Annotated in this window: 18 protein-coding genes; 1 reads left to right on the forward strand and 17 read right to left on the reverse strand. The window is 32.9% G+C overall.

Translation table 11 applies throughout. The features are described 5' to 3' along the window. Positions 1–242 precede the first annotated feature (242 nt). The 12 genes from dnaI to pepA all read right to left on the reverse strand — a co-directional run bounded on the left by dnaI (position 243) and on the right by pepA (position 14,707). Entirely contained in the window at positions 243–1,169 is a 927-nt protein-coding gene (gene dnaI, locus B9Y54_RS11295; protein WP_085560335.1) for a primosomal protein DnaI, read from the reverse strand. Continuing rightward, on the reverse strand, positions 1,170–2,615 hold the full coding sequence (locus tag B9Y54_RS11300; protein ID WP_085560336.1) for a replication initiation and membrane attachment family protein: 1,446 nt from the start codon (positions 2,613–2,615) through the stop codon (positions 1,170–1,172). 25 nt (positions 2,616–2,640) lie between these two features. Continuing rightward, entirely contained in the window at positions 2,641–3,120 is a 480-nt protein-coding gene (gene nrdR / locus B9Y54_RS11305; RefSeq protein WP_085560337.1) for a transcriptional regulator NrdR, read from the reverse strand. A gap of 174 nt (positions 3,121–3,294) precedes the next feature. Beyond that, positions 3,295–3,897: a dephospho-CoA kinase gene (gene coaE / locus B9Y54_RS11310; protein WP_085560338.1), complete on the reverse strand. Its 603-nt coding sequence runs from the start codon at positions 3,895–3,897 to the stop codon at positions 3,295–3,297. A gap of 16 nt (positions 3,898–3,913) precedes the next feature. Then, positions 3,914–4,768 carry a DNA-formamidopyrimidine glycosylase gene (gene mutM / locus B9Y54_RS11315; RefSeq protein ID WP_085560339.1) on the reverse strand — a complete coding sequence of 285 codons (855 nt, stop codon included), beginning with the start codon at positions 4,766–4,768 and terminating at the stop codon, positions 3,914–3,916. 34 nt (positions 4,769–4,802) lie between these two features. Further along, on the reverse strand, positions 4,803–7,463 hold the full coding sequence (gene polA / locus B9Y54_RS11320; protein WP_085560340.1) for a DNA polymerase I: 2,661 nt from the start codon (positions 7,461–7,463) through the stop codon (positions 4,803–4,805). A 237-nt stretch (positions 7,464–7,700) separates the two neighbouring features. Continuing rightward, positions 7,701–9,029 carry a UDP-N-acetylmuramate--L-alanine ligase gene (gene murC / locus B9Y54_RS11325; protein ID WP_085560341.1) on the reverse strand — a complete coding sequence of 443 codons (1,329 nt, stop codon included), beginning with the start codon at positions 9,027–9,029 and terminating at the stop codon, positions 7,701–7,703. A 330-nt stretch (positions 9,030–9,359) separates the two neighbouring features. Next, positions 9,360–12,023, reverse strand: a complete 2,664-nt coding sequence (locus B9Y54_RS11330) for a DNA translocase FtsK (protein WP_085560342.1) — start codon at positions 12,021–12,023, stop codon at positions 9,360–9,362. A 162-nt stretch (positions 12,024–12,185) separates the two neighbouring features. Continuing rightward, positions 12,186–12,794 (reverse strand): YtpR family tRNA-binding protein, encoded by a 609-nt coding sequence (ytpR, locus tag B9Y54_RS11335; RefSeq protein ID WP_085560577.1) that lies wholly within the window; start codon positions 12,792–12,794, stop codon positions 12,186–12,188. A 7-nt stretch (positions 12,795–12,801) separates the two neighbouring features. Further along, positions 12,802–13,269 carry a universal stress protein gene (locus B9Y54_RS11340; protein ID WP_085560343.1) on the reverse strand — a complete coding sequence of 156 codons (468 nt, stop codon included), beginning with the start codon at positions 13,267–13,269 and terminating at the stop codon, positions 12,802–12,804. Between the two features lie 22 nt (positions 13,270–13,291). Next, a complete protein-coding gene (locus tag B9Y54_RS11345) occupies positions 13,292–13,603 on the reverse strand; it encodes a thioredoxin family protein (protein WP_085560344.1) in 312 nt (103 codons plus the stop codon). A 24-nt stretch (positions 13,604–13,627) separates the two neighbouring features. Further along, on the reverse strand, positions 13,628–14,707 hold the full coding sequence (gene pepA, locus B9Y54_RS11350; RefSeq protein ID WP_085560345.1) for a glutamyl aminopeptidase: 1,080 nt from the start codon (positions 14,705–14,707) through the stop codon (positions 13,628–13,630). A 172-nt stretch (positions 14,708–14,879) separates the two neighbouring features. On the opposite strand from pepA, the gene B9Y54_RS11355 reads away from it, so the two are divergent. Continuing rightward, on the forward strand, positions 14,880–15,218 hold the full coding sequence (locus B9Y54_RS11355) for a PepSY domain-containing protein (protein WP_085560346.1): 339 nt from the start codon (positions 14,880–14,882) through the stop codon (positions 15,216–15,218). 58 nt (positions 15,219–15,276) lie between these two features. Here B9Y54_RS11355 and trmB read toward each other — a convergent pair whose 3' ends face one another. The 5 genes from trmB to B9Y54_RS11380 form a co-directional block, all read right to left on the reverse strand. After that, positions 15,277–15,924 carry a tRNA (guanosine(46)-N7)-methyltransferase TrmB gene (trmB, locus tag B9Y54_RS11360; RefSeq protein ID WP_085560347.1) on the reverse strand — a complete coding sequence of 216 codons (648 nt, stop codon included), beginning with the start codon at positions 15,922–15,924 and terminating at the stop codon, positions 15,277–15,279. A gap of 81 nt (positions 15,925–16,005) precedes the next feature. Beyond that, complete coding sequence (locus B9Y54_RS11365) at positions 16,006–16,803, reverse strand: phosphotransferase family protein (RefSeq protein WP_085560348.1); 798 nt, start codon at positions 16,801–16,803, stop codon at positions 16,006–16,008. Positions 16,804–17,226: 423 nt separating this feature from the next. Then, positions 17,227–18,087: a D-amino-acid transaminase gene (dat, locus tag B9Y54_RS11370; protein WP_085560349.1), complete on the reverse strand. Its 861-nt coding sequence runs from the start codon at positions 18,085–18,087 to the stop codon at positions 17,227–17,229. Between the two features lie 110 nt (positions 18,088–18,197). Continuing rightward, a complete protein-coding gene (locus B9Y54_RS11375) occupies positions 18,198–19,427 on the reverse strand; it encodes an ABC transporter permease (RefSeq protein WP_085560350.1) in 1,230 nt (409 codons plus the stop codon). Continuing rightward, entirely contained in the window at positions 19,424–20,164 is a 741-nt protein-coding gene (locus B9Y54_RS11380) for an ABC transporter ATP-binding protein (protein WP_085560351.1), read from the reverse strand. The genes B9Y54_RS11375 and B9Y54_RS11380 overlap by 4 nt, the downstream gene beginning before the upstream one ends. Between the last annotated feature and the right edge of the window lie 10 nt (positions 20,165–20,174).

Below are 20,174 nucleotides of genomic sequence, written 5' to 3' on the forward strand. Positions count from 1 at the left end.
TTAGCTGATAACATTAGCTAAATGACCTCTGCTAATTAAAACTAGTTCACAGTGGCACTCAAAAGGGGTAAAAATAAGAACTATTCAGGAAAATTCCAGCCATGTTTTCCTTCTCTAATGGAACGTTTTCTTATTCTCTTATCTTTTTCAAAGATTTAATCTATTTTTATAATTAAACCAGATTTTACAAATTAAATCAAGTTAATAACAAGTTTTTCCCAACTAATAAAGAAAAAATTTTTTTAAGATAGTCTACGATTTCTACCTGTCATTTCTAATTCTTTAGACAAATACTTTATGCGTTCCATAATGCGTTGTGCCTTTAGTGGCTCGTCTTCACCTCTTTGTGTCACTCTCAAGTGTTCTTCTCCTAAGTGCTTCATATCAAGATTAGAAGAAAAGAAAGTTGGCAATTGTTCTTGCATCCGGTATTGCAAAATAACGCCTAAAACATCATCTCTTATCCAGCTAGACATTGAATCTGCACCAATATCGTCTAGCATCAGAATAGGAGATTTTTTTACAGCTTCTAATTTCTCACCTGTTGTATTCTGACTAATAGCTTGCTTCATTTCGACTGCAAAAGAAGGAAAATGCATCAAGGTTGTCGGGTACCCTTTTTCTGCTAATTCATGGGCAATTGCACCTAATAAAAAAGATTTCCCAACACCAAATGCTCCATAAAGGTAAAGTCCCTGATGAAAGCCTTTAGGATTCTTTAAATATTCTCCAATAAAATCAAAAGCAGCATTAATCGCATCTTCACGCATGTCGGTATTGTGAAATTGATCAAATGTTGCTGTTCTAACATCTTTAGGCATATCCATTGAGTGAATACGAGCTTTAATGGCTTGTTCTTTTTGTTTAGCAATCAGCTCAGCTGTAGGCACGTAAGAAACGGCTATAAAGTGATAGTTCATAATTAATTGGGGCTTATAGCCCGGAGCCATCATTCCGGCTTTTTCTCGGTATTTTTTCTTCTCATTTACAAATTCATACAAGTTTGCATAACTCTTCATTATTGATTCTTGGGTGAGTATTTCTTCATTTTTTTTAATAAAGTCTTGAACATCTCTATCGTTTAATACTTCTTGAATGAGCTTTTCGTATTGTTCAGAAAGATTTCGATCCTTCAACATTTTCGTCAGATTTTTACCCATATCTTCCATTTATTCTTCACCTTCTTTTCCAAAGCTTTGAATTTTTTTCAATCTATCACTAAAAGCCTGCTTTTTTTCTTCACTCATTGGTTTTTCAACTTTTTCTACATTACCTTCTTTAGCCCATTCAGGAAGGGTTTCTGTTCTTATCTTATTAGTCTTTCCATAATTAGAGGAAGGAAAATTTGTATACTGTTTTCTTTGAGCTTGTTGTTGTTTTTCTGCATTTTCTTGATACATTATCTTTACTTTTTCAAGCGCCATTTCAGGAGAAACGACATCATTTTGAGCCCAATCATTTGAAATTTTATAAGCTAAACTTTTTTCAAAAATCGGATTATTTCTAATGACTAATACATAATGGATTAAGATATTAATAACAGATGCTGGCAAGTTAGCTTTACTAAGTATTTCTCGTAAAGTCCATTCTTCGTTATTTGTTACATAACCACCTTTTTGTTCTTTGATAGATGTCATAAATTCATATGGACTAATTCCTTCACTAGCCTCTATCAAATAAATGTCATCATCCGTTAAGCCTTGCTGTTTTAAATAACTCTTACGTTTTTTACGTTCATTTTGGTTGGCTTGAATATCTTTTTCAACAACATCTTCTAGCTTAACTTTTTCTTTCTTCACATTATGGTATTGGCGATACACAATGTTTTTTAATTTACGTTCATCAATATTTCCTGTATCAATATTACTAGCTTCTAAAACATATTGTTGCATATCTAATTCGTTGATTCCATACATTGTATGCAAAACAAGCATAGTAGATTCTAATTCTTTAGTAATGGCTGAACGGTTAACATAATGTTTGTTGAGACCAGTATAAAAAAACTTGAAATCAAATGTTTGCGTACCGATTTCTGGTCCTTTAGCCGGCGTTTCTCCTACTAATTCGATAGATTCTTCAAATAATTTTTTTTCTTGTTTCAATAAATTCGCATCGAAATGATAGACATCTAAAAACGATTTTGTAATTTCTTCGTATTTCTCTTTATCAAATGAAGCAATTGCAAATCGACTTCTTAAATCTTTAAATTTACGTTCTCCAACGGTTTCAAAAAGGAGTAAACTTAATAGGTCGTCTCTAAAAAAGGTTGCGCTAGATTGAGGCGCGAGCAACTCGTAGATGTATACTTTTCCTGATTGTGAGCCTTTAAGATAACTTTTTAATAATCCAATTGCTTCTAACTTAATTCTTGCTTGATATAATTCAGGAATACCAATATTTAATAATGTCAGTAATTCCGAATGTAGAATACCATTACTCCAATACGTTTCTTCACCAACTTCTGTCCATAATGTCATATAAAGACTGTACGCATTAGAACCAATTAAAGGTTGATATAAAAATGTAAGAACTTTTTGGTCTACATCCGAAAGTTGGGCATTTTGTCGGACCATAAATCCATCTTTAGGACTCATATTTTTCCACGGATAGTTCAAATGCCTTCACCCCTTTCGAGTTCTTTCAATGTTCGCTAGATTTTTTTTCAGACTTCTTTTTTTCAAGTTCATGTAGTTCAGTTAAAAAGACACTCATGTCTTTATATTGGCGATAAACGCTTGCAAAGCGAATATACGCTACCTCATCAATTTCAACTAATTTTTCCATGATATATTCACCAATAATTGCTGAAGAAATTTCATTTTCTCCAAGACTTCTAATTTTATTTTCTACTTCATCCACGATTTTTTCTACTTGCTCTATTGCGACTGGTCGCTTTTCACACGAACGAATAATACCTCGTAGTATTTTCCCACGGTTAAATTCTTCTCTTGTTCCATTCTTTTTGATGACAAGTAATGGTGCTTGTTCTACTCTTTCAAAAGTTGTAAATCGAAAGCTACAAGCTTCACATTCTCTTCTCCTACGAATAGCCCGCCCATCATCAGCAGGGCGACTATCGACAACTCTAGAACCATTATTTTGACAGCGTGGACATTGCACTATTCATCATCCTTTTTTATGATTTTCTTTGAAAGATTATTATTTGATTGTAATATAGCTTTATTATAACACAGCTCGTAAAGAGGTTAAATAAAAGAAGCCATCCCTATTTTCACAACACTTTAATAAAAAGAATGAACAGGTCTAACTTGTCCATTCTCTCTTTTATTACTCTTATTCAATTAAGTTTTTCTCTTTTAACCAATCTTCTATTTGTTTTTGTGTGTTTTCAACGGAATAATTATTATCAATAATTTTATCTGCTCTTTTTATTTTATTTTTAAGAGGTAACTGTGTTTTAATTCTTATCTCGGCTGCCTCTTTAGTTACTTTATCACGCTTCATTAGTCGCTCTAATTGTACCTCTTTTGTCGTTACAACTACCATAACACTATCAACTTCTGATAAGTAATCCCTTTCATATAGCAAGGGGATATCTAGAACAATTAGTGGAGGACTTATTTTAAGATAATCGATGATTTGGTTTGAAATCCATTTGCGTATATATTCTTCTAAAATACCATTGAGGGTGGCTAATTGTTTTTCATCATAAAACACAATAATCCCTAAAGCTTTCCTATTAAGCGTCCCGTCTGAATTAAGAATGCTCTCACCAAAATGTGCTACAATTTTTCTCAATCCATCTGTACCTGGCTCAACAATAATTCTTGAACCAATATCTGCATCAACAACTGGAATCTTTAATTTTTTAAAGTAATTACTTGCTGTAGATTTACCTGTTGCTATTCCTCCTGTTAAACCTAGGATAACTGCCATAAAAAACACCCTTTCTCTAAGATCGAGGCAAACTATTTTTCGTCGTTAATTTTTGACAATTTGTACATATATGAGTACCTCTTTGTGCTACTTTTATTTTTTTTATAGGAGTACCACAATTGGTGCACGGCTCATTTGTTTTTCCGTAGACGTGCAATTCAACTTGAAAGTTGCCTACTTTCCCCAAGGCATGTTTATAGCTTCTAATTGTTGTCCCACCAGCTAATACTGCTTTTCTAAGAACATCTATGATAGACTGATGAAGTTGCTCTACTTCTTTAGGTCTCAGTGAATGAGCTGGTCTAAGCGGATGAATTTCAGCTTCAAATAAAGCTTCATCTACATAGATATTTCCTAATCCAGCGACAACTTTTTGTTCTAATAAAAGAGGTTTGATGGCTCTGCTTTTTTGTTTCAATATCTTTTTGAAAAAAGTCAAATCAAATGTTTCTGAAATTGGCTCAGGTCCAATCGTCTTCAATCCAGCTACTGTGAATTCTTCTCCTTTTGGAACTAACGTCATTCTTCCAAATTTTCGCACATCTAAATAGCGTAAATCTCGACCATCTGATAAATGAAACACGATATGTGTATGTTTTTTTAATGGTTCGTTTGTTTCAGAAACTTCATATTTGCCTTCCATTCTCAAATGGCTAATCATACTCCAATGACTAAAATTAAATAATAAATATTTTCCTCTTCTATTAATATCAATAATACGATTGCCTATTAACTGAGAAGCAAAATCTTCACTATGAATTTCTCCTGAAATAATTCGATCCCAGTAAACATCTACTCCAATGATGGTGCTTCCTTTGACAAGTTTCAATAAGCCTTGCCTAACTGTTTCAACCTCTGGTAACTCTGGCACTGTCTTCGACCTCTTCTTTCTGATGATTTATTTCTTATTTTGAATCATACCAACTATCTCCGCTACTACTGTCTACTTTCAATGGGACATTTAGAGCAACGGCATTTTCCATTACTTCAGCAACTAATTTTTCAAGAAGAGGAATTTCAGATTCTGGTGCTTCAAAAATTAGTTCATCATGAACCTGTAACAACATAGTAGCTTTTAATCCTTCTGTTTCCAAACGTTTATCCATTTCAATCATCGCTACTTTAATGATATCAGCCGCACTTCCTTGAATCGGAGTGTTCATGGCCGTTCTTTCTGCAAACGAACGCAAATTAAAATTACGTGAATTTATATCAGGCAAATAGCGTCTTCGATGGAATAATGTTTCAACATATCCTTTTTCTTTCGCTTCGCGGACGATATCTTCCATATAAATTTTTACACCCGGATACTTATCGAAGTACGTATCAATAAATAGTTGAGCTTCTTTACGACTAATATCTAAGTTTTTCGATAGTCCATAATCACTAATGCCATATACTATCCCAAAGTTAACGGCTTTAGCTTGGCTACGCATTGCCGGTGTTACATCTTCTTGCTTTTCAATGCCAAATACTCTCATTGCTGTACTGGCATGAATGTCTTGCCCTTCAATAAAAGCTTCTTTTAAATGATCATCATCTGAAATATGTGCTAATACACGCAGCTCTATTTGTGAATAATCGGAAGCAAATATCTTCCAACCTTCATGACTCGGAACAAAAGCTTGTCTTACCTTACGTCCTTCTTCTAGTCTAATAGGGATATTTTGTAAATTAGGATCTATCGAACTCAGTCTTCCTGTTTGAGCAATAGTTTGCATATAGCGAGTATGAATTTTCCCACTATTACCGTGGATAACTTTTAGCAATCCTTCTATATAGGTGGATTGTAATTTCGCTATTTGCCTATATTCTAAAATATCTTCAACAATAGGCGCTTGATCTCTTAATTGTTCTAATACGTCTACCGCAGTCGAATATCCAGTTTTTGTTTTTTTGATTACTGGATAGCCCATTTTTTCAAATAGTATGACACCCAATTGTTTAGGAGAATTTAAATTAAATGTTTCCCCAGCTAATTCATAAACGCGATTTTCAATTCCTATTAATCTTTCGGCAAATTCTACTTTCATTTCTCTTAAACGTTGTGCATCAACTTTTATTCCACTTATTTCCATTTTTGCTAAAACCATTGCTAAAGGCAATTCCATATCGTAAAAAAGCTCTGTTTGATTATTTTGTGCTAAATGTCGTTCAAGCTGCTCACTCAATAAAACAATTGCTTTTATTTTATGCGCAATGTGTTCATGCATGATAGATACGTCTTCTGGAATATGGATTTTTGCTCCTTTTCCATAAATAGACTCATCCGGCGAAACATTGTAGTAATCATGTTCTATAGCAACTTCTGATAAATCCTTGCTGTTATCTTTAGTATTTAAGATATAAGAGGCAAGTAAAATATCAAATTGACTATTTTTCAATTCAATTCCATAGCGATTCAAAGCAACATACGTCCGTTTTACATCAAAAACTTGTTTCGATAGAGCAGCATCCTGGGCCCATTCTTTAAAATAAGGTGAATTTAAAACAATTTCTGGATCACTGACATAAATATGATTCTCATGACCCCAACCAACACTTATAATTTCTGAAGTATGGTAATTATCTGTTAACATTTCAAGATAAAGACCCGTTTTATCAGTGAACATCTCAGGTATAATCTCCGTCACAAATTTATACGCTACTTCTTCTCTTTTTTCTTCGTTAGCTGCATCATATTCTGTTGTATCTAATTTACTTAAATGTGTTTTAAAGTCCATTTCCTTATAAAATTGAACAAGTTTTTCTATATCTGGTCCATTGTAAGCTAAGTCATTTACACCAATCGTTATCGGAGTATCTAACATAATGGTCGCTAAACGTTTGCTAAGAAAAGCTACTTCTTTTTCATTGATTAAATTTTCTTTCATTTTACTTTTTTTCAACTCGTCAATATGTTCATACACACCTTCTACAGAGTGGTACTCCTTTAAAAGCTTCAAAGCTGTTTTTTCTCCGATTTTAGTTACACCAGGTATGTTGTCTGAAGTGTCTCCTGCGAGCCCTTTAAGATCAATAATTTGTTTTGGTTTAATCCCCATTTCATCAGCGATTGATTCAATGGTATATTCTTTGAGTTCACTGACTCCTTTTACTGTGATATCAACTCTCACATTTTCTTTAGCTAGTTGCGTTAAATCTCGATCTCCTGAGATAATGACTACGTCAAAAATAGCAGGATCAACGGTATCAGAAAGTGTGCCAATAATATCATCTGCTTCATAGTTGCTTAATTCATAATGTTTAATTCCAAAGCCATCTAATAATTCTCTCAAATAAGGCATTTGTTCTGTAAATTCATTAGGTGTTTTAGAGCGTCCACTTTTGTATTCGTTAAAAAACTCGTTTCTAAATGTTGTTTTTCCAGCATCAAAAGCGACTAAAACATGAGAAGGTTTTTCCTTTGTTAAAACACTCTCAATCATATTATGAAAACCATACAAAGCGTTTGTATGAAGTCCACTTTTATTTTTAAATCGTTCTAATTGTTGATGCAAAGCAAAAAATGCACGGAAAGCAACACTGCTTCCATCAATCAATAATAACTTATTTTTTTTAGTCATATAAAAGCTCCTTCTTATTTATCCTGTAAGATTAGTATTGTATCTTTTTAAATAGTTTTAGCTAAAATAACCCTCTTTTTCTATATTATTTTACCAAATAATATATGAGATAGCTAATTTCCAAAATCCATTCCTTCTTGCAAATAATAGTTTATTCTCTTAAGAATGAGAAAGTAAAAATTAACTAGTCAGATATTTGAAAGAGAGGCTGGAACATCTTGCTCCAGCCTCTCTTTTTTATTTATTTAACGCTGAATGGCTCAATAGTATCTCATATGATAGTTCAAATTTTTGAACATCTCCTGCGCCCATAAAAATAGCTACTCCATCATGGTGCTCTAGTAAAGGTGACATATTCTCTTCTCTTAAGATCACAGCATTGTTATCTATTTTTATAGCTAAATCTTCGATTGTTACTTTGCCTTGTTGTTCACGAACTGAACCAAAAATATCACAAAGGTAAACAGAATCCGCTAAGTTTAAAGCTGTAGCAAACTCACTTAACAAAGCAACTGTGCGTGTAAACGTATGTGGCTGGAATATCGCAATAATTTCTTTAGTTGGATATTTTTGACGGGCAGCATCAATTGTAGCTCGAATTTCTGATGGGTGATGGGCATAATCATCAATAATAACCATATCTTCTACTACTTTTTCAGTAAAACGACGTTTAACTCCTGCAAATGTAGTGAAATTCTTTATTACTTTTTCTTTATCCAAATTTTCATGATAGGTAATAGCAATAACAGCCAACGCATTTAGAATATTGTGTTTTCCATAAGTAGGAATAACAAAATGACCATAAAACTCATCTTCAATATATACATCAAATGCAGATCCTGTGACTAAACGGCTTAAATTTTTAGCTTGAAAGTTATTATTATCATTAAACCCATAATAAATAATAGGTACTTCAGTTTGAAGTTTCACTAATTGCTCATCATCACCACACGCAATAATAGCTTTTTTTACTAATTTAGCCATTTCCTCAAAAGCGCTGACAACATCTTCTAGGCTCGTAAAATAATCAGGATGATCGTAGTCAATATTTGTAATAATCGCATAATCAGGATGATACGCTAAAAAATGTCGTCTATACTCACATGCTTCAAGTACAAAAAACTCTGCATTTGGAACTCCGTGTCCTGTACCATCACCAATTAAGTAACTTGTATCTGCAATTGTACTCATAACATGAGCTAATAAGCCTGTTGTACTTGTTTTTCCATGTGAACCTGTAACGGTAATACTTGTATATTGTTTTAATAATTCTCCAAGAAAGTCATGGTATCGAATGACAGGCAAATTCATTTTTTTAGCAGTTATAATTTCTTCATGTGAATCCGAAAATGCATTTCCTGCAATAATTGTTAAACCTTCGTGAATGTTTTTCTCACTAAATGTTAAAATTGGAATTTCTGCGTCTTCAATATTTTTTTGGGTAAAAAAATATTTATCTACATCAGAACCTTGAACTTTAAAACCCTTATCATGAAGGATCAATGCCAGTGCACTCATACCAGAACCCTTAATTCCAACAAAATGATAGACTGTTTCATTATTCATTTTTATAAATCCTCCATTTTTTTATTACGTTTTATTTGCGTTTTATTTGTTGTTTACTATGATAATTAATAATAATCTTCATCATTTTTAACATTCGTCTAACTCTTAGAATCGGTTAGTTTAAAAAAATAAAATAGAACGAATATAGTATACCATGGTTTGTTTTTTTCGACTACCAATTATCTTTTTTTGTTTTATCTTTGTCTGAATAACCTAGCCAAATGATCTTATCATCACGTGAAAATAGAAGGCTGTGATTTATTACCTCTAGAAATAGTTCCCTATGAGAAGTAATATCAGCTGCCTTCTTTTTTAAAAATAATCAAACAGTTATTTATTGCCGTAACGTTCCTCGTAGTCAGTTTTAGTTATAAAAACGTCACGTGGTTTTGATCCTTTATTAGGTGAAATTAATCCTTCTTTTTCTAATGTATCAACTACATTCGAAGCTCTATTAAACCCAATCTTAAACTTACGTTGTAGAGAAGATGCTGATACTTGACCTTCTTCAATGATAAAAAGCAGCATTTCTTCATATAATTCATCCTTACCTTCAATACTTTCTACTCTCGCCAATAAGCTTTCAGGCTCAAATAAATAGTTTGTTTTACGTTGTTCTTTTACATGCTTAACAATACTATCTATTTCTTTTTCAACATAAGTTCCTTGGATACGAATAGGTTGGCTTGCACCATTTTCTAAAAACAACATATCTCCCCTGCCAAGTAATTTTTCAGCTCCACCAGAATCCATAATTGTCCGTGAATCTACTTGGCTAGATACCATAAAGGCTATACGCGTTGGGATATTATTTTTTATTGTCCCAGTAATAACATCTACACTTGGACGTTGGGTTGCAACTAGTAAGTGTATTCCTGCAGCACGCGCTTTTTGAGTAATGCGCACAATTGAATCTTGGACATCGCTACTGGCAACCATCATCAAATCAGCTAACTCGTCAATAATAATTACGATATAAGGCAGTTTCAACCCATGATCTCCATGTTCTTGAACTTTTTCGTTAAATCGTTGAATATTTCTTACTCCTGCTAAAGCTAATTTTTGATAACGTTCTTCCATTTCATTAACTGCCCATTTTAAGGCTTCACTTGCTGCTTTGGGTTCAGAAATAACCGGTGATAACAGATGTGGAATATCATTATACGGTGCCAGTTCAACAGCCTTAGGATCAATCAAGATTAGCTTCACTTCACTAGGGTTAGCCTTATACAGTAAACTAACTAAAATAGAATTGATAAACACGCTTTTACCCGAACCTGTTGCGCCAGCAATCAGTCCATGAGGCATTTTATCAAGAGTTGATACGATCGCATCCCCAGCTAAATTAACGCCGAGTGCAACGGTTAATGGGGAATGGCTATTTCTAAATTTATCACTAGCCATCACTTCTGAAAGCATCACAGGTCTGGATATTCTATTTGGTATTTCAACTCCAACCGTGCTTTTACCTGGAATGGGTGCTTCAATTCTAATATCTTTGGCTGCTAACGCTAACTTTAAATCATCAGAAAGATTCGTAATTTTATTCACTTTAACACCACGACTTAATTGTAATTCAAATTGTGTAACTGCAGGTCCAACAGTCCAGCCTACTACTTGGGCGAGAACGTTGAAAGCATCTAATGTCTCATTCAATAATTCTGCTTGTCCTAAAACCCAATCATCAATAGCATTGCTTTGAAAATCAACTGGTGGATCCAATAAATCTAAGGATGGAAATTTATATTCGCTTAACTGTTTATTTTCATCACCAATCAACTTAGCTAAATTAGTATCTAATAATACTTCAACTTTTTCTTCTATAGGTGGTTCTAGAATCGGTTCTAGTTCCGAAATCGATTCTGGAACTATACTATCGCTTATTGAGCTATCGTTTTCTTGTTGCTCTTTTTCTTTACTCAACTCTTCTTGCTCGTTGTATTTATTTGTTTCTATCTTTTGGTCCATTTCCTTTTGTTGAGTATTACTGGTGATTTTTAGTACGTCATCTTTAGCTTTAAACAGTTGTTTTCCTTTATTCAGATTTTTTTCAATGTAATTGAACCGGCTAAGTGCAGCTTTAAGCTCCAACATTTCAATTTCTTCATCTGTTATCGTCTTTATTTTTCTTGTCGCAATTGGTCCCGGTTGTGTATTTTTTTTAATTGGCTGGTTATTAATCTTTTTTGAGGTACCTAACTTTTCATTTAAATTTAAGCTAATAGACTTATCCATAAACGCAATATTTGGTGCCTTTATTATCTTCTGGTCTTCAAAAATAACGTCATTATTAAAATAATTAGTTCTTGTTTTCTGTTGATTCACTTGACTATCTTGTTCTTCTTCTATCATTGTTGCTAACGACCTATTGAGTTTCTTTTTAGAGCTTTCTAAAGAGCCAGGATGCTTTGTGTCTACTTGTTTTTTATAAGTAGATTCGGTTTCTTTGGTATAAAGCTTGGAGATACGCTCACAAAGATGATCATAAGACAGTATAAAGTCTTCTTCTTTTTTTAAACTTATTGCCAATTCTCTATAATTTATTGTTGTTTCTTTTTTTGAATTTTCGTTTAATCCATAATAAGGTGAAGGGATTTTTTGGACTTTAAACGGTGTTGAGCTTCGTCTTTTATGATAGACTGCCGCATCTCTTTTAAATGTTTCTTTTGACTTATTACTTTCATTTAGTCCATTTGAGTTGTTATTTTTATGAGAAAACACTTGCTTATTTTTATTGTCGCTAGCTTGTTTAGTAGGCAACTGTCTTTTTCGCTCGTCATTCGCTTTGTTTACTTGTTCAGAAAATAATTTTTCTGAGTTATTAGTATTATTTTCTTTAGTTATTTTTATAGGTTTTTCATATTTTGATGTCTTAGTCTTATCAAAAAGACCGTCTCTCTCCGTCACATGAGCAGAGTCACGATAGAAAGGAAGCTCAGATTTCTTCAACCGTTTCTGGTTTTTTTTATAACTTGGTCCATCATATTTCGACATGATGACGCTCCTTTCCTCTCCGATGTTCGTGTATTAGTTTAACACAAATCCCATAGAGGTTGTAGAATTAATCTGATACACTTATTAAGAGTTTATCAAAATAAAAAAGAAGTATAAAATAGCAATAGCCTATTTCTACTTCTTTTTTATTATTTATTTATATTATTTTTGAAATTCTGTTCCAACTACTGCAGAATCAGGTAAGACTAAAATACCTTTTTTAACTTGTTCTTCTTTTATTCCTAATTCTTTAGCAGAACAGACCATCCCGCGACTTTTTTCTCCTCTTAGTTCTCCATCCCAAATAGCTGTCCCATCAGGCATCATTGCCCCGACTTTAGCGACAACTACTTTTTGCCCAACCGCAATATTAGCCGCTCCACATACAATCTGAACAACTTGTTGATTATCTACTTCAACTTGAGTAATAGATAAGTGATCAGAATTTGGATGTGAAATACATTCTTTAACGTATCCAATAATAAATTTAGGCGCCTCGTCTCCTTCTAATTGATCGGTAAACCCTTGCTTTAAAAGAAAATTATTTAAGATACTGATTTGTTCCGTATTTAATGTTAATGGTCCGTTTGCATTTATTGAAAAATAGTCAGAACTATCAAAAAAATTATATCCTACTGTTTTTTTTGTTAATACATTAAAAATACGTGTGATTTTTCCTTTTGTCTCAAAATTTTGATCTTTAGCGACGCTACTTTTAGTCATAACTAAGAGAACATCTCCAATTCCATCTTTATTATAGCTACTTATTATCATTGTCTTAATTCATCCTCTTTTTTGTATTTCTTACAACTAAAACATCACAATGAGCTTCTCTGATAATATATTCACTCACACTTCCGATCATCCAGCGCTCAATCATATTTAATCCCGTACTCCCTACAACAATTAAATCTGTCTGAAACTCACTTGGTATATTTACAGATAATAGCTGTTTTGGTGAGCCTTTGGTCAATTCCGTTTTAACTGATTTTACTCCAGCTTCTCTAGCTTTATTACTGTATTTCTTTAATAACTCTTCCATTTCTGTTGCATCAACTTCGATTGCGTTAAAAGTCGCACTTTCAATCCCCATATTATAAGAACTAGAATCAATTACATGTACAATAATCAATTCGGAATTATTTCGTTTAGCAATTAGAATAGCTTTTTCGAAAGCTTTTTTAGCGGAGCCACTTCCATCTACAGCAATTAAAATACGAGCATATTGTTGTTGATCTTGCTTCATATCTACATCTCCTAACTTTTTATTATAAGGTTTGGATAAATGCTTCTATTTCTTCTTTAGTTTTACGATTTTTACTAACAAATCTTCCTATCTCTTCACCGTTTTCGTAAGCAAGAAAACTTGGTATCCCAACGATAGATAGCTCTTCGCATAATTCAATAAACTCATCACGATCTACTTTAATAAATGTTATTTCTGGATGAGCTTTAACAATTCCTGGTATTTCTGGCTTTATAAAAACACAATCTCCACACCAATCTGCATTAAAAAAGAAAATAACTTTTTCTTTTTTACTAACTAATTGAAATTCTTCAACTGAAGCTAGATTATGCATACTATCATTCCTTTCTATTATTAATTAGTTGCTTTTCATTATCGTTTCAAGAGCACTACGATCTAACGTGCGAGCTATTTGTAAAACCATTTCTTTAGCTGCAGCGTAGTCATCAATATGGAAAACAGTCTGATGAGTGTGGATGTATCGTGCACATACGCCAATAACAGCACTAGGAACACCGTTATTCATGACTTGGGCTGCACCCGCGTCTGTTCCGCCTTTAGAAAGAAAATACTGATAAGGAATATGGTTTGTTTCAGCAGTATCTAATAAAAACTCACGCATTCCTTTTAATGTTATCATCCCTGGATCTTGAAGCCTAAGTAAAAATCCTTCTCCTAGATGCCCAAATTTAGATTTATCTCCAGTTAAATCGTCAGCTGCAGAACAATCTACAGCAAAAAACAAGTCTGGTTTAAACTGGTGAACTGCCCCTTTTGTTCCTCTTAATCCAACTTCTTCTTGGACATTTGCTCCTGCAATTAATGTGTTTGGTAAATCTTCGTTAGCTAATTCTTTCAAAGCTTCTATTACTACTGTTGTTCCATAGCGATTATCCCAAGCCTTGCTGACTATTTTTTTACCGTTTGCCATTTTTATTGTCTCAACATCTGGTACTATTGTATCTCCTGGACGTACTCCGTAAGACTCTGCTTCTTCTTTAGAATCAAAACCAGCATCAAAAAGAATATCACTAATTTCTAGTTTAGCTTGACTGCCATCTTTACCTCTTAGAAGATGTGGCGGTACAGAGGATGAAATACAAGGGTAATCACCTTTAGCTGTCTGCAAAGTAAATCGCTGTGCTGAAACAACGTAAGGGTTCCATCCTCCTAAAGGTACGACATGGAATAATCCTTGTTTCGTTATGCGAGCAAGCATAAAGCCGACTTCATCCATGTGAGCTGCAACCATAATTTTAGGGGCATTTTCAATCTTACTTTTACGAATACCAAAAATCCCTCCTAAACCATCTTGCTGCACTTCATCTACTAAAGGAGTTAGTTGCTTTCTCATCTCTTCTCTTACTCTATGTTCAAATCCGCTAGTCCCTTGTAACTCTGTCATTTTCTTGATTAAATCAAAGGTTTTGTCTTCCATAATTTTATGTATACATAAAAGTCTTATTTACTTTTATGATCTCCTTTCTATTTTTTATAGCTTTCCTTTAACATTATACCCTATTTACATATTAAATTTAAGTTAGAAGACTTTTTTTTCAATAAGTAGTATACTTAGTGGTAGAACGAACTGCTGAAAGGTTGGGATAGTTATGCAAAAAAAACAGAACGAAGCAGTAAAAAACAATTTAATTGCCGGTCTTCTCTTTGGATCAGGTATAGTTTGTGGTTATTTCTTACGTCGTTATTTACAAAAAAATGTTGCTATACATGGAGATACCATCTTAACATCTGTTAAGAGACAATTTCTAGCAGAAGGTCCAATCGAAGGATCATGGATTGAATTAAAAAAAATACCTTCAAGAAAATTTACTTTAAAAACAGATGTTTATTACGGCGGAATATCAAGATTAGAGGAAAACGAACTTGTTCAATATGAGTTTATTGCAGATGCATATTCTGGAACAATCTTAGATATTTATCGAATTTAAAATGTATGAAAATAAAAATAGTGAGGGATTCAACAATTATTGAATCCCTCACTATTTTTTATTTTCTTTTAGGAAATCTAGCTATAACTCGATAAATACGTTGTCCGCGATTCGAAAACTTTTCCTCGTATTCAGTCATAATATTGCCCTCGAAATCACTTTCGTGTAAATTCAACCAAACTTTATCTAAACGCATTCCGTATGTAGAAAAACTACTCAATGAGTATTCAAAAAGACCTTGATTATCTGTTTTGAAATGAACTTCTCCTTCTGGAATCAAAACTTCTTCATAATTTTTAATAAAGCTAGAGGATGTTAGTCTTCTTTTTTCGTGGCGACTTTTTGGCCATGGATCCGAAAAATTCAAATAGACTTGATCAACTTCTTCCTTAGCAAAGTATTGTGTCAACGATCCTCCATTGACGTGAAGCAATTGTAAGTTAGGTAAGTCTTCTTCTATTAATTTATCTAAAGCAACTACTATAACGCTCTCTTGCAATTCAATTCCTATATAATTTATTTCAGGGTTACTTTTAGCCATTTCAGTAATAAAACGCCCTTTTCCGGTTCCAACTTCAATATGAATCGGATTGCTATTTTTAAATCTCTCATGCCATTTCCCAACCCACTCTTCAGGAGTATTCGCAATATATTGTGAGTATTCAGCTATCTTTGCTGGTGCTCCTGGCTTTCTTCTTAGACGCATAATTAGTCCCCTTTTTAGTTTTATTAATCCTATCTTTTCTTAAACGTAAATTAGAATCTTTCCGAAATATCGAATAAGATTCTAATCTCTTTCATCTTGTATTACTGAGTGAATTGTTTGTAATTTTAAAATATCTTTATTCATTTCATAAAATCTAGATTCGTGATGATGACGCTTAGTTTGAGTTAAATAATTCATCGAGGCATACCATAATATCCGTTCAATTAATTCATCTGTGACAACTGCTCCATAATGTTCAAGCCAATCCTTCCAATTTTCTCGTTGAACATATTGAAAGAGTAGCATACTTAAATCCATTGCTGGATCAGCTAACATTGCAGAATCCCAATCAACTAAATATAAACGATTTTTATCAGATAACAACCAATTCTTTTGATAAATATCCCCATGACAAACCTTAGAGGTAACTAAATTCATAGTATCTGCTTCTGCTGTTAGCTTGTTAAAAATACTAGTCAATAGTGGGTGATTTAACAAATCGTTAGGTAGTTTATTCTTATAATTCTGAAGCAATATTTGAGGCGTTATTTCTTTACCGCCAACCCGTGACAGCATACTCCTCAACGGTTCTGAAGTATGAATGCGACTTAGTAATTGCGCAACTTCAGGAGAAGCCATTTCTTCACTCTTAAGCGTGCGTCCATTTAACCATTCTTGAGCTGTTAGTACATCGCCGTTGCCAATACGCTTTGTCCATACTAGCCTTGGTGTGATTCCTTCAACGGAAAGCGCAGCTAAAAAAGGCGAAGAATTGCGCTTCAAAAAAAGCTTTTCTTCTGCTCTAGTTCCCATATAAGCTTGACCTGTATCCCCGCCAACTGGATGCAATTTCCATCCAGAATCTATTTCAAAATTCATATCCTATCATTCCCTGTTTTATATTAGTTTACTTATCTACTTAGACAAAAAATGATAGACATCATTTACGATATCTATCATTCTATTCCTAACCTATTTTAGATAGAAATTCTAATTACGTCAAGCGCATATACGTTCTTTTTATAATATTTTTTTTATTTTAATTCCTACGTATTGAAATCAATCTATTTGAAATGAAAATTGGATGACCTGCTTTAAAGAATTCATTTTCACTTTTGTAACATCATTTTTTGTGCAAAATTACTTAGCTTCTTATTACAAAGATAAGCAGTCAATAAAAATTACTATTCTTTTAAATAATTGTTTCTAAATCAAAAAAACATTTAATTCTTTTTATGTAACACTCAAAAAACGTAACTCTTAATTATAAAAGTTACGCCTTAAGTAATTGCTTTATTTTATTTAGATAATTGAACCACATGTTAATTCAACTTCGTTAACATAAAGTTCTTGTAATAGCTTAACGACAGGACCACGTTTACCATCGCCAACAGGTTTATCGTCAATCTCTACAACCGGCATAGCTTCCATTGTTGTACTCGAAGCAAATACTTCATCCGCTTCTTTTAGATCTTTTAATGTAAACGTTTCTTCTTTAACAATTATTCCACGTTGTCTAGCAACTTTTAATAAAACCGTCTTTGTTATCCCAGATAGTATCAAGTTACCATCGGGATGAGTATAAAGAATCTTGTTTTTTATTATTGAAACATTTGATGCAGAGCACTCTGTAACAGCTTCATCGCGATACAAAATAGCTTCATCTTTTCCTTTTTTATGCGCCTCATGTTTAGCCATGATATTTCCTAAAAGACTAATTGATTTAATATCACAATGAAGCCATCTCATATCCGGTAAAGTGATAACCTTTATTCCATCTTTCATCGTTTCTAAATTACGTGGTACAACTGTTGTCGATGCCGTGAAGACAGGTGAAGTAAACTCAATTTTTGGGTAAGTATGGTTTCTTGGACTCGAAACACCTCTAGTAATCTGTAAATAGATATTACCTGTTTCTATGCTATTTTCTTTGATTAACTCATTTAATAAATAGATTAATTCCTCTCTCGTAAAAGGTAAAATCAAATCTATCTTTTTTGCTCCTGTAAATAACCGTTCAACATGCTGTTCTGCTGTAAAAAGTATTCCATTGTAGGCACGTATGACCTCATAAAGTCCATCAGCGAACTGATAACCTCTATCTTCCATATCAATCTTTACATCTTCTCGTTCAACAAGTTGATTATTCCAAATAACTTTCATTATTTTCGCCTCTTTCAGCTCATTTTATTTTAACTATTTTGGAAACTCTCATTTCAACTTCTTTATTAGAAACTGAGATCTAGTAATTTATTGCTCTTTTTAATAGACTATTACCTTCGTTGCATTTTTTCCATTTTATTAATTCTAGACGGCAGATAAAGATAACTAAATAAAAAACTAAACAGTATCAAAGCAGCTCCTAATAGTGCTGTCTCTAATAAGGATACGCTAACTAGCGAAATCACAACTATTCCAAGACTTTCAATTAAAAGTAACGTAAATAAAAGTTGTTTTATTGCTTTTAGTTTCTGTAAGGGATCAATTGGATACAAAACAGCCATTGCCATATTGTCGAAATGAAAATAAAGCGGAATTAACTGGAAGCCAGTTAAATATAAAAACAGTAAAGCTAATAATAACTGCAGCATAAATGGTTCTGCAAATAATATGAGTACCATAGCAATCAGCATCAAGCGGATGAATAGCCCGCTATACTCTGTCCCTCTTAAAAAGGCTCGTGTGTATAAATAGCTATATGTTTTTTGGTATTGTCTTTTACTCTTATTTAAGAAGAAATCTAGATAACGTCGTCTTCTTACAGTACTTTTCATAATAGGAACATCAGTAAATAAATTAATAAACTGGTAAATACGCTGAACACGAGTCGTTTCATCTTTAACCATTGACTGCCACTGATAAAGAAAATGATCACGATACTTTACAGCATAGTTAAACCATAGAATAGTTAGGAGTAAGGCATAGGCAATTCCTACTAATGGCGATAAAAAAATTAACAAGAATTTTCCAATAAATGAAACGAATAAAAACAATATTTTTATTTTTATTTTTAACTGTCTAAAAGAAATCTTCATACACAAATGTTGTACTTCTAATTCAATATTTTTTATTATTACTAAATAGACAACAAAAAAGAAGATATCTGTAAATTTAAACGAAGAAGTTGCAACTAATAAAGGCATAATGATACTTGTCCCAAAAACAATTATAACAGCTGGCAAAATCATGCTGTATCTTCTGGCTAATTGAAGATAGCCTTTCAACTCTTTTTCTTTTGGTAATAAAAATACAATATCTGCTTCTTTCAAAAAAGTGGCTAATTTACCGATTAAGATTAGAAACATGAAATAAAAAACAGCTATTATACGTCCATGTATAAAGTTCTCTGATAAGGTTTTAAGAAGTTCTGAATAAGCATAACCTAATGCTCCAAAAAGAAATAAACAAACAATCACAAAATGATCATTTAGGATATATTTTGAATAGCGTATCATTTTTTTCTGATAGTGAGCAGATCTTTTTTTCCAAATATCTTCCATCATCTGCGCTCATCCTCTTCTTTAGTCAGCTGCAGATAAATTTCATCTAATGTTGCAGAAGGCATACTAAACGTTTTTCTTAAGTCTGCTAGAGTTCCATCCGCTCGTACTTCTCCTTCGTGGAGTAAAATAAAACGATCACATTCTCTTTCTGCTGTAGCCAGTATATGAGTAGACATCAAAATAGAAGCGCCTTGTTGCTTCATTTCATTCATCAAATCTAACAATGCACTAATTCCTAATGGATCTAATCCAACAAAAGGCTCGTCAATAATATATAGACTAGGCTCAATGAGGAATGCACAAAGAATCATGACTTTTTGTTTCATCCCTTTAGAAAAATGTGCTGGAAACCAGTCAAGTTTATTTTCTAATCGAAAAGTTTTAAGCAATTTCTCGGCTCTTTTAAAAACAACTTCGGAAGATAAATCATAAGCCATCCCAGTAATTTCAATATGCTCACGTAGCGTCAGTTCTTCATATAAAACTGGCATCTCAGGAACGTATCCTATTTTTTTACGGTAACTCGTAATTTCTTGTTTCAGTGTTTGACTATCTACAATTATTTCACCCTTCATTGGGTCCATTAATCCTATGATGTGTTTGATAATTGTACTTTTACCAGCACCATTTAATCCAATTAATCCAACTAATTCTCCAGCGTTTACTTCAAAAGATACATTTTTTAGCACAGGGACTTGAGTATAACCGCCTGTAACATTTGATACTTTTAGACCCATTTTCTTTTTT

Origin of the sequence: Carnobacterium iners, assembly GCF_900177385.1 — a bacterium.
Classification (GTDB): domain Bacteria; phylum Bacillota; class Bacilli; order Lactobacillales; family Carnobacteriaceae; genus Carnobacterium_A; species Carnobacterium_A iners.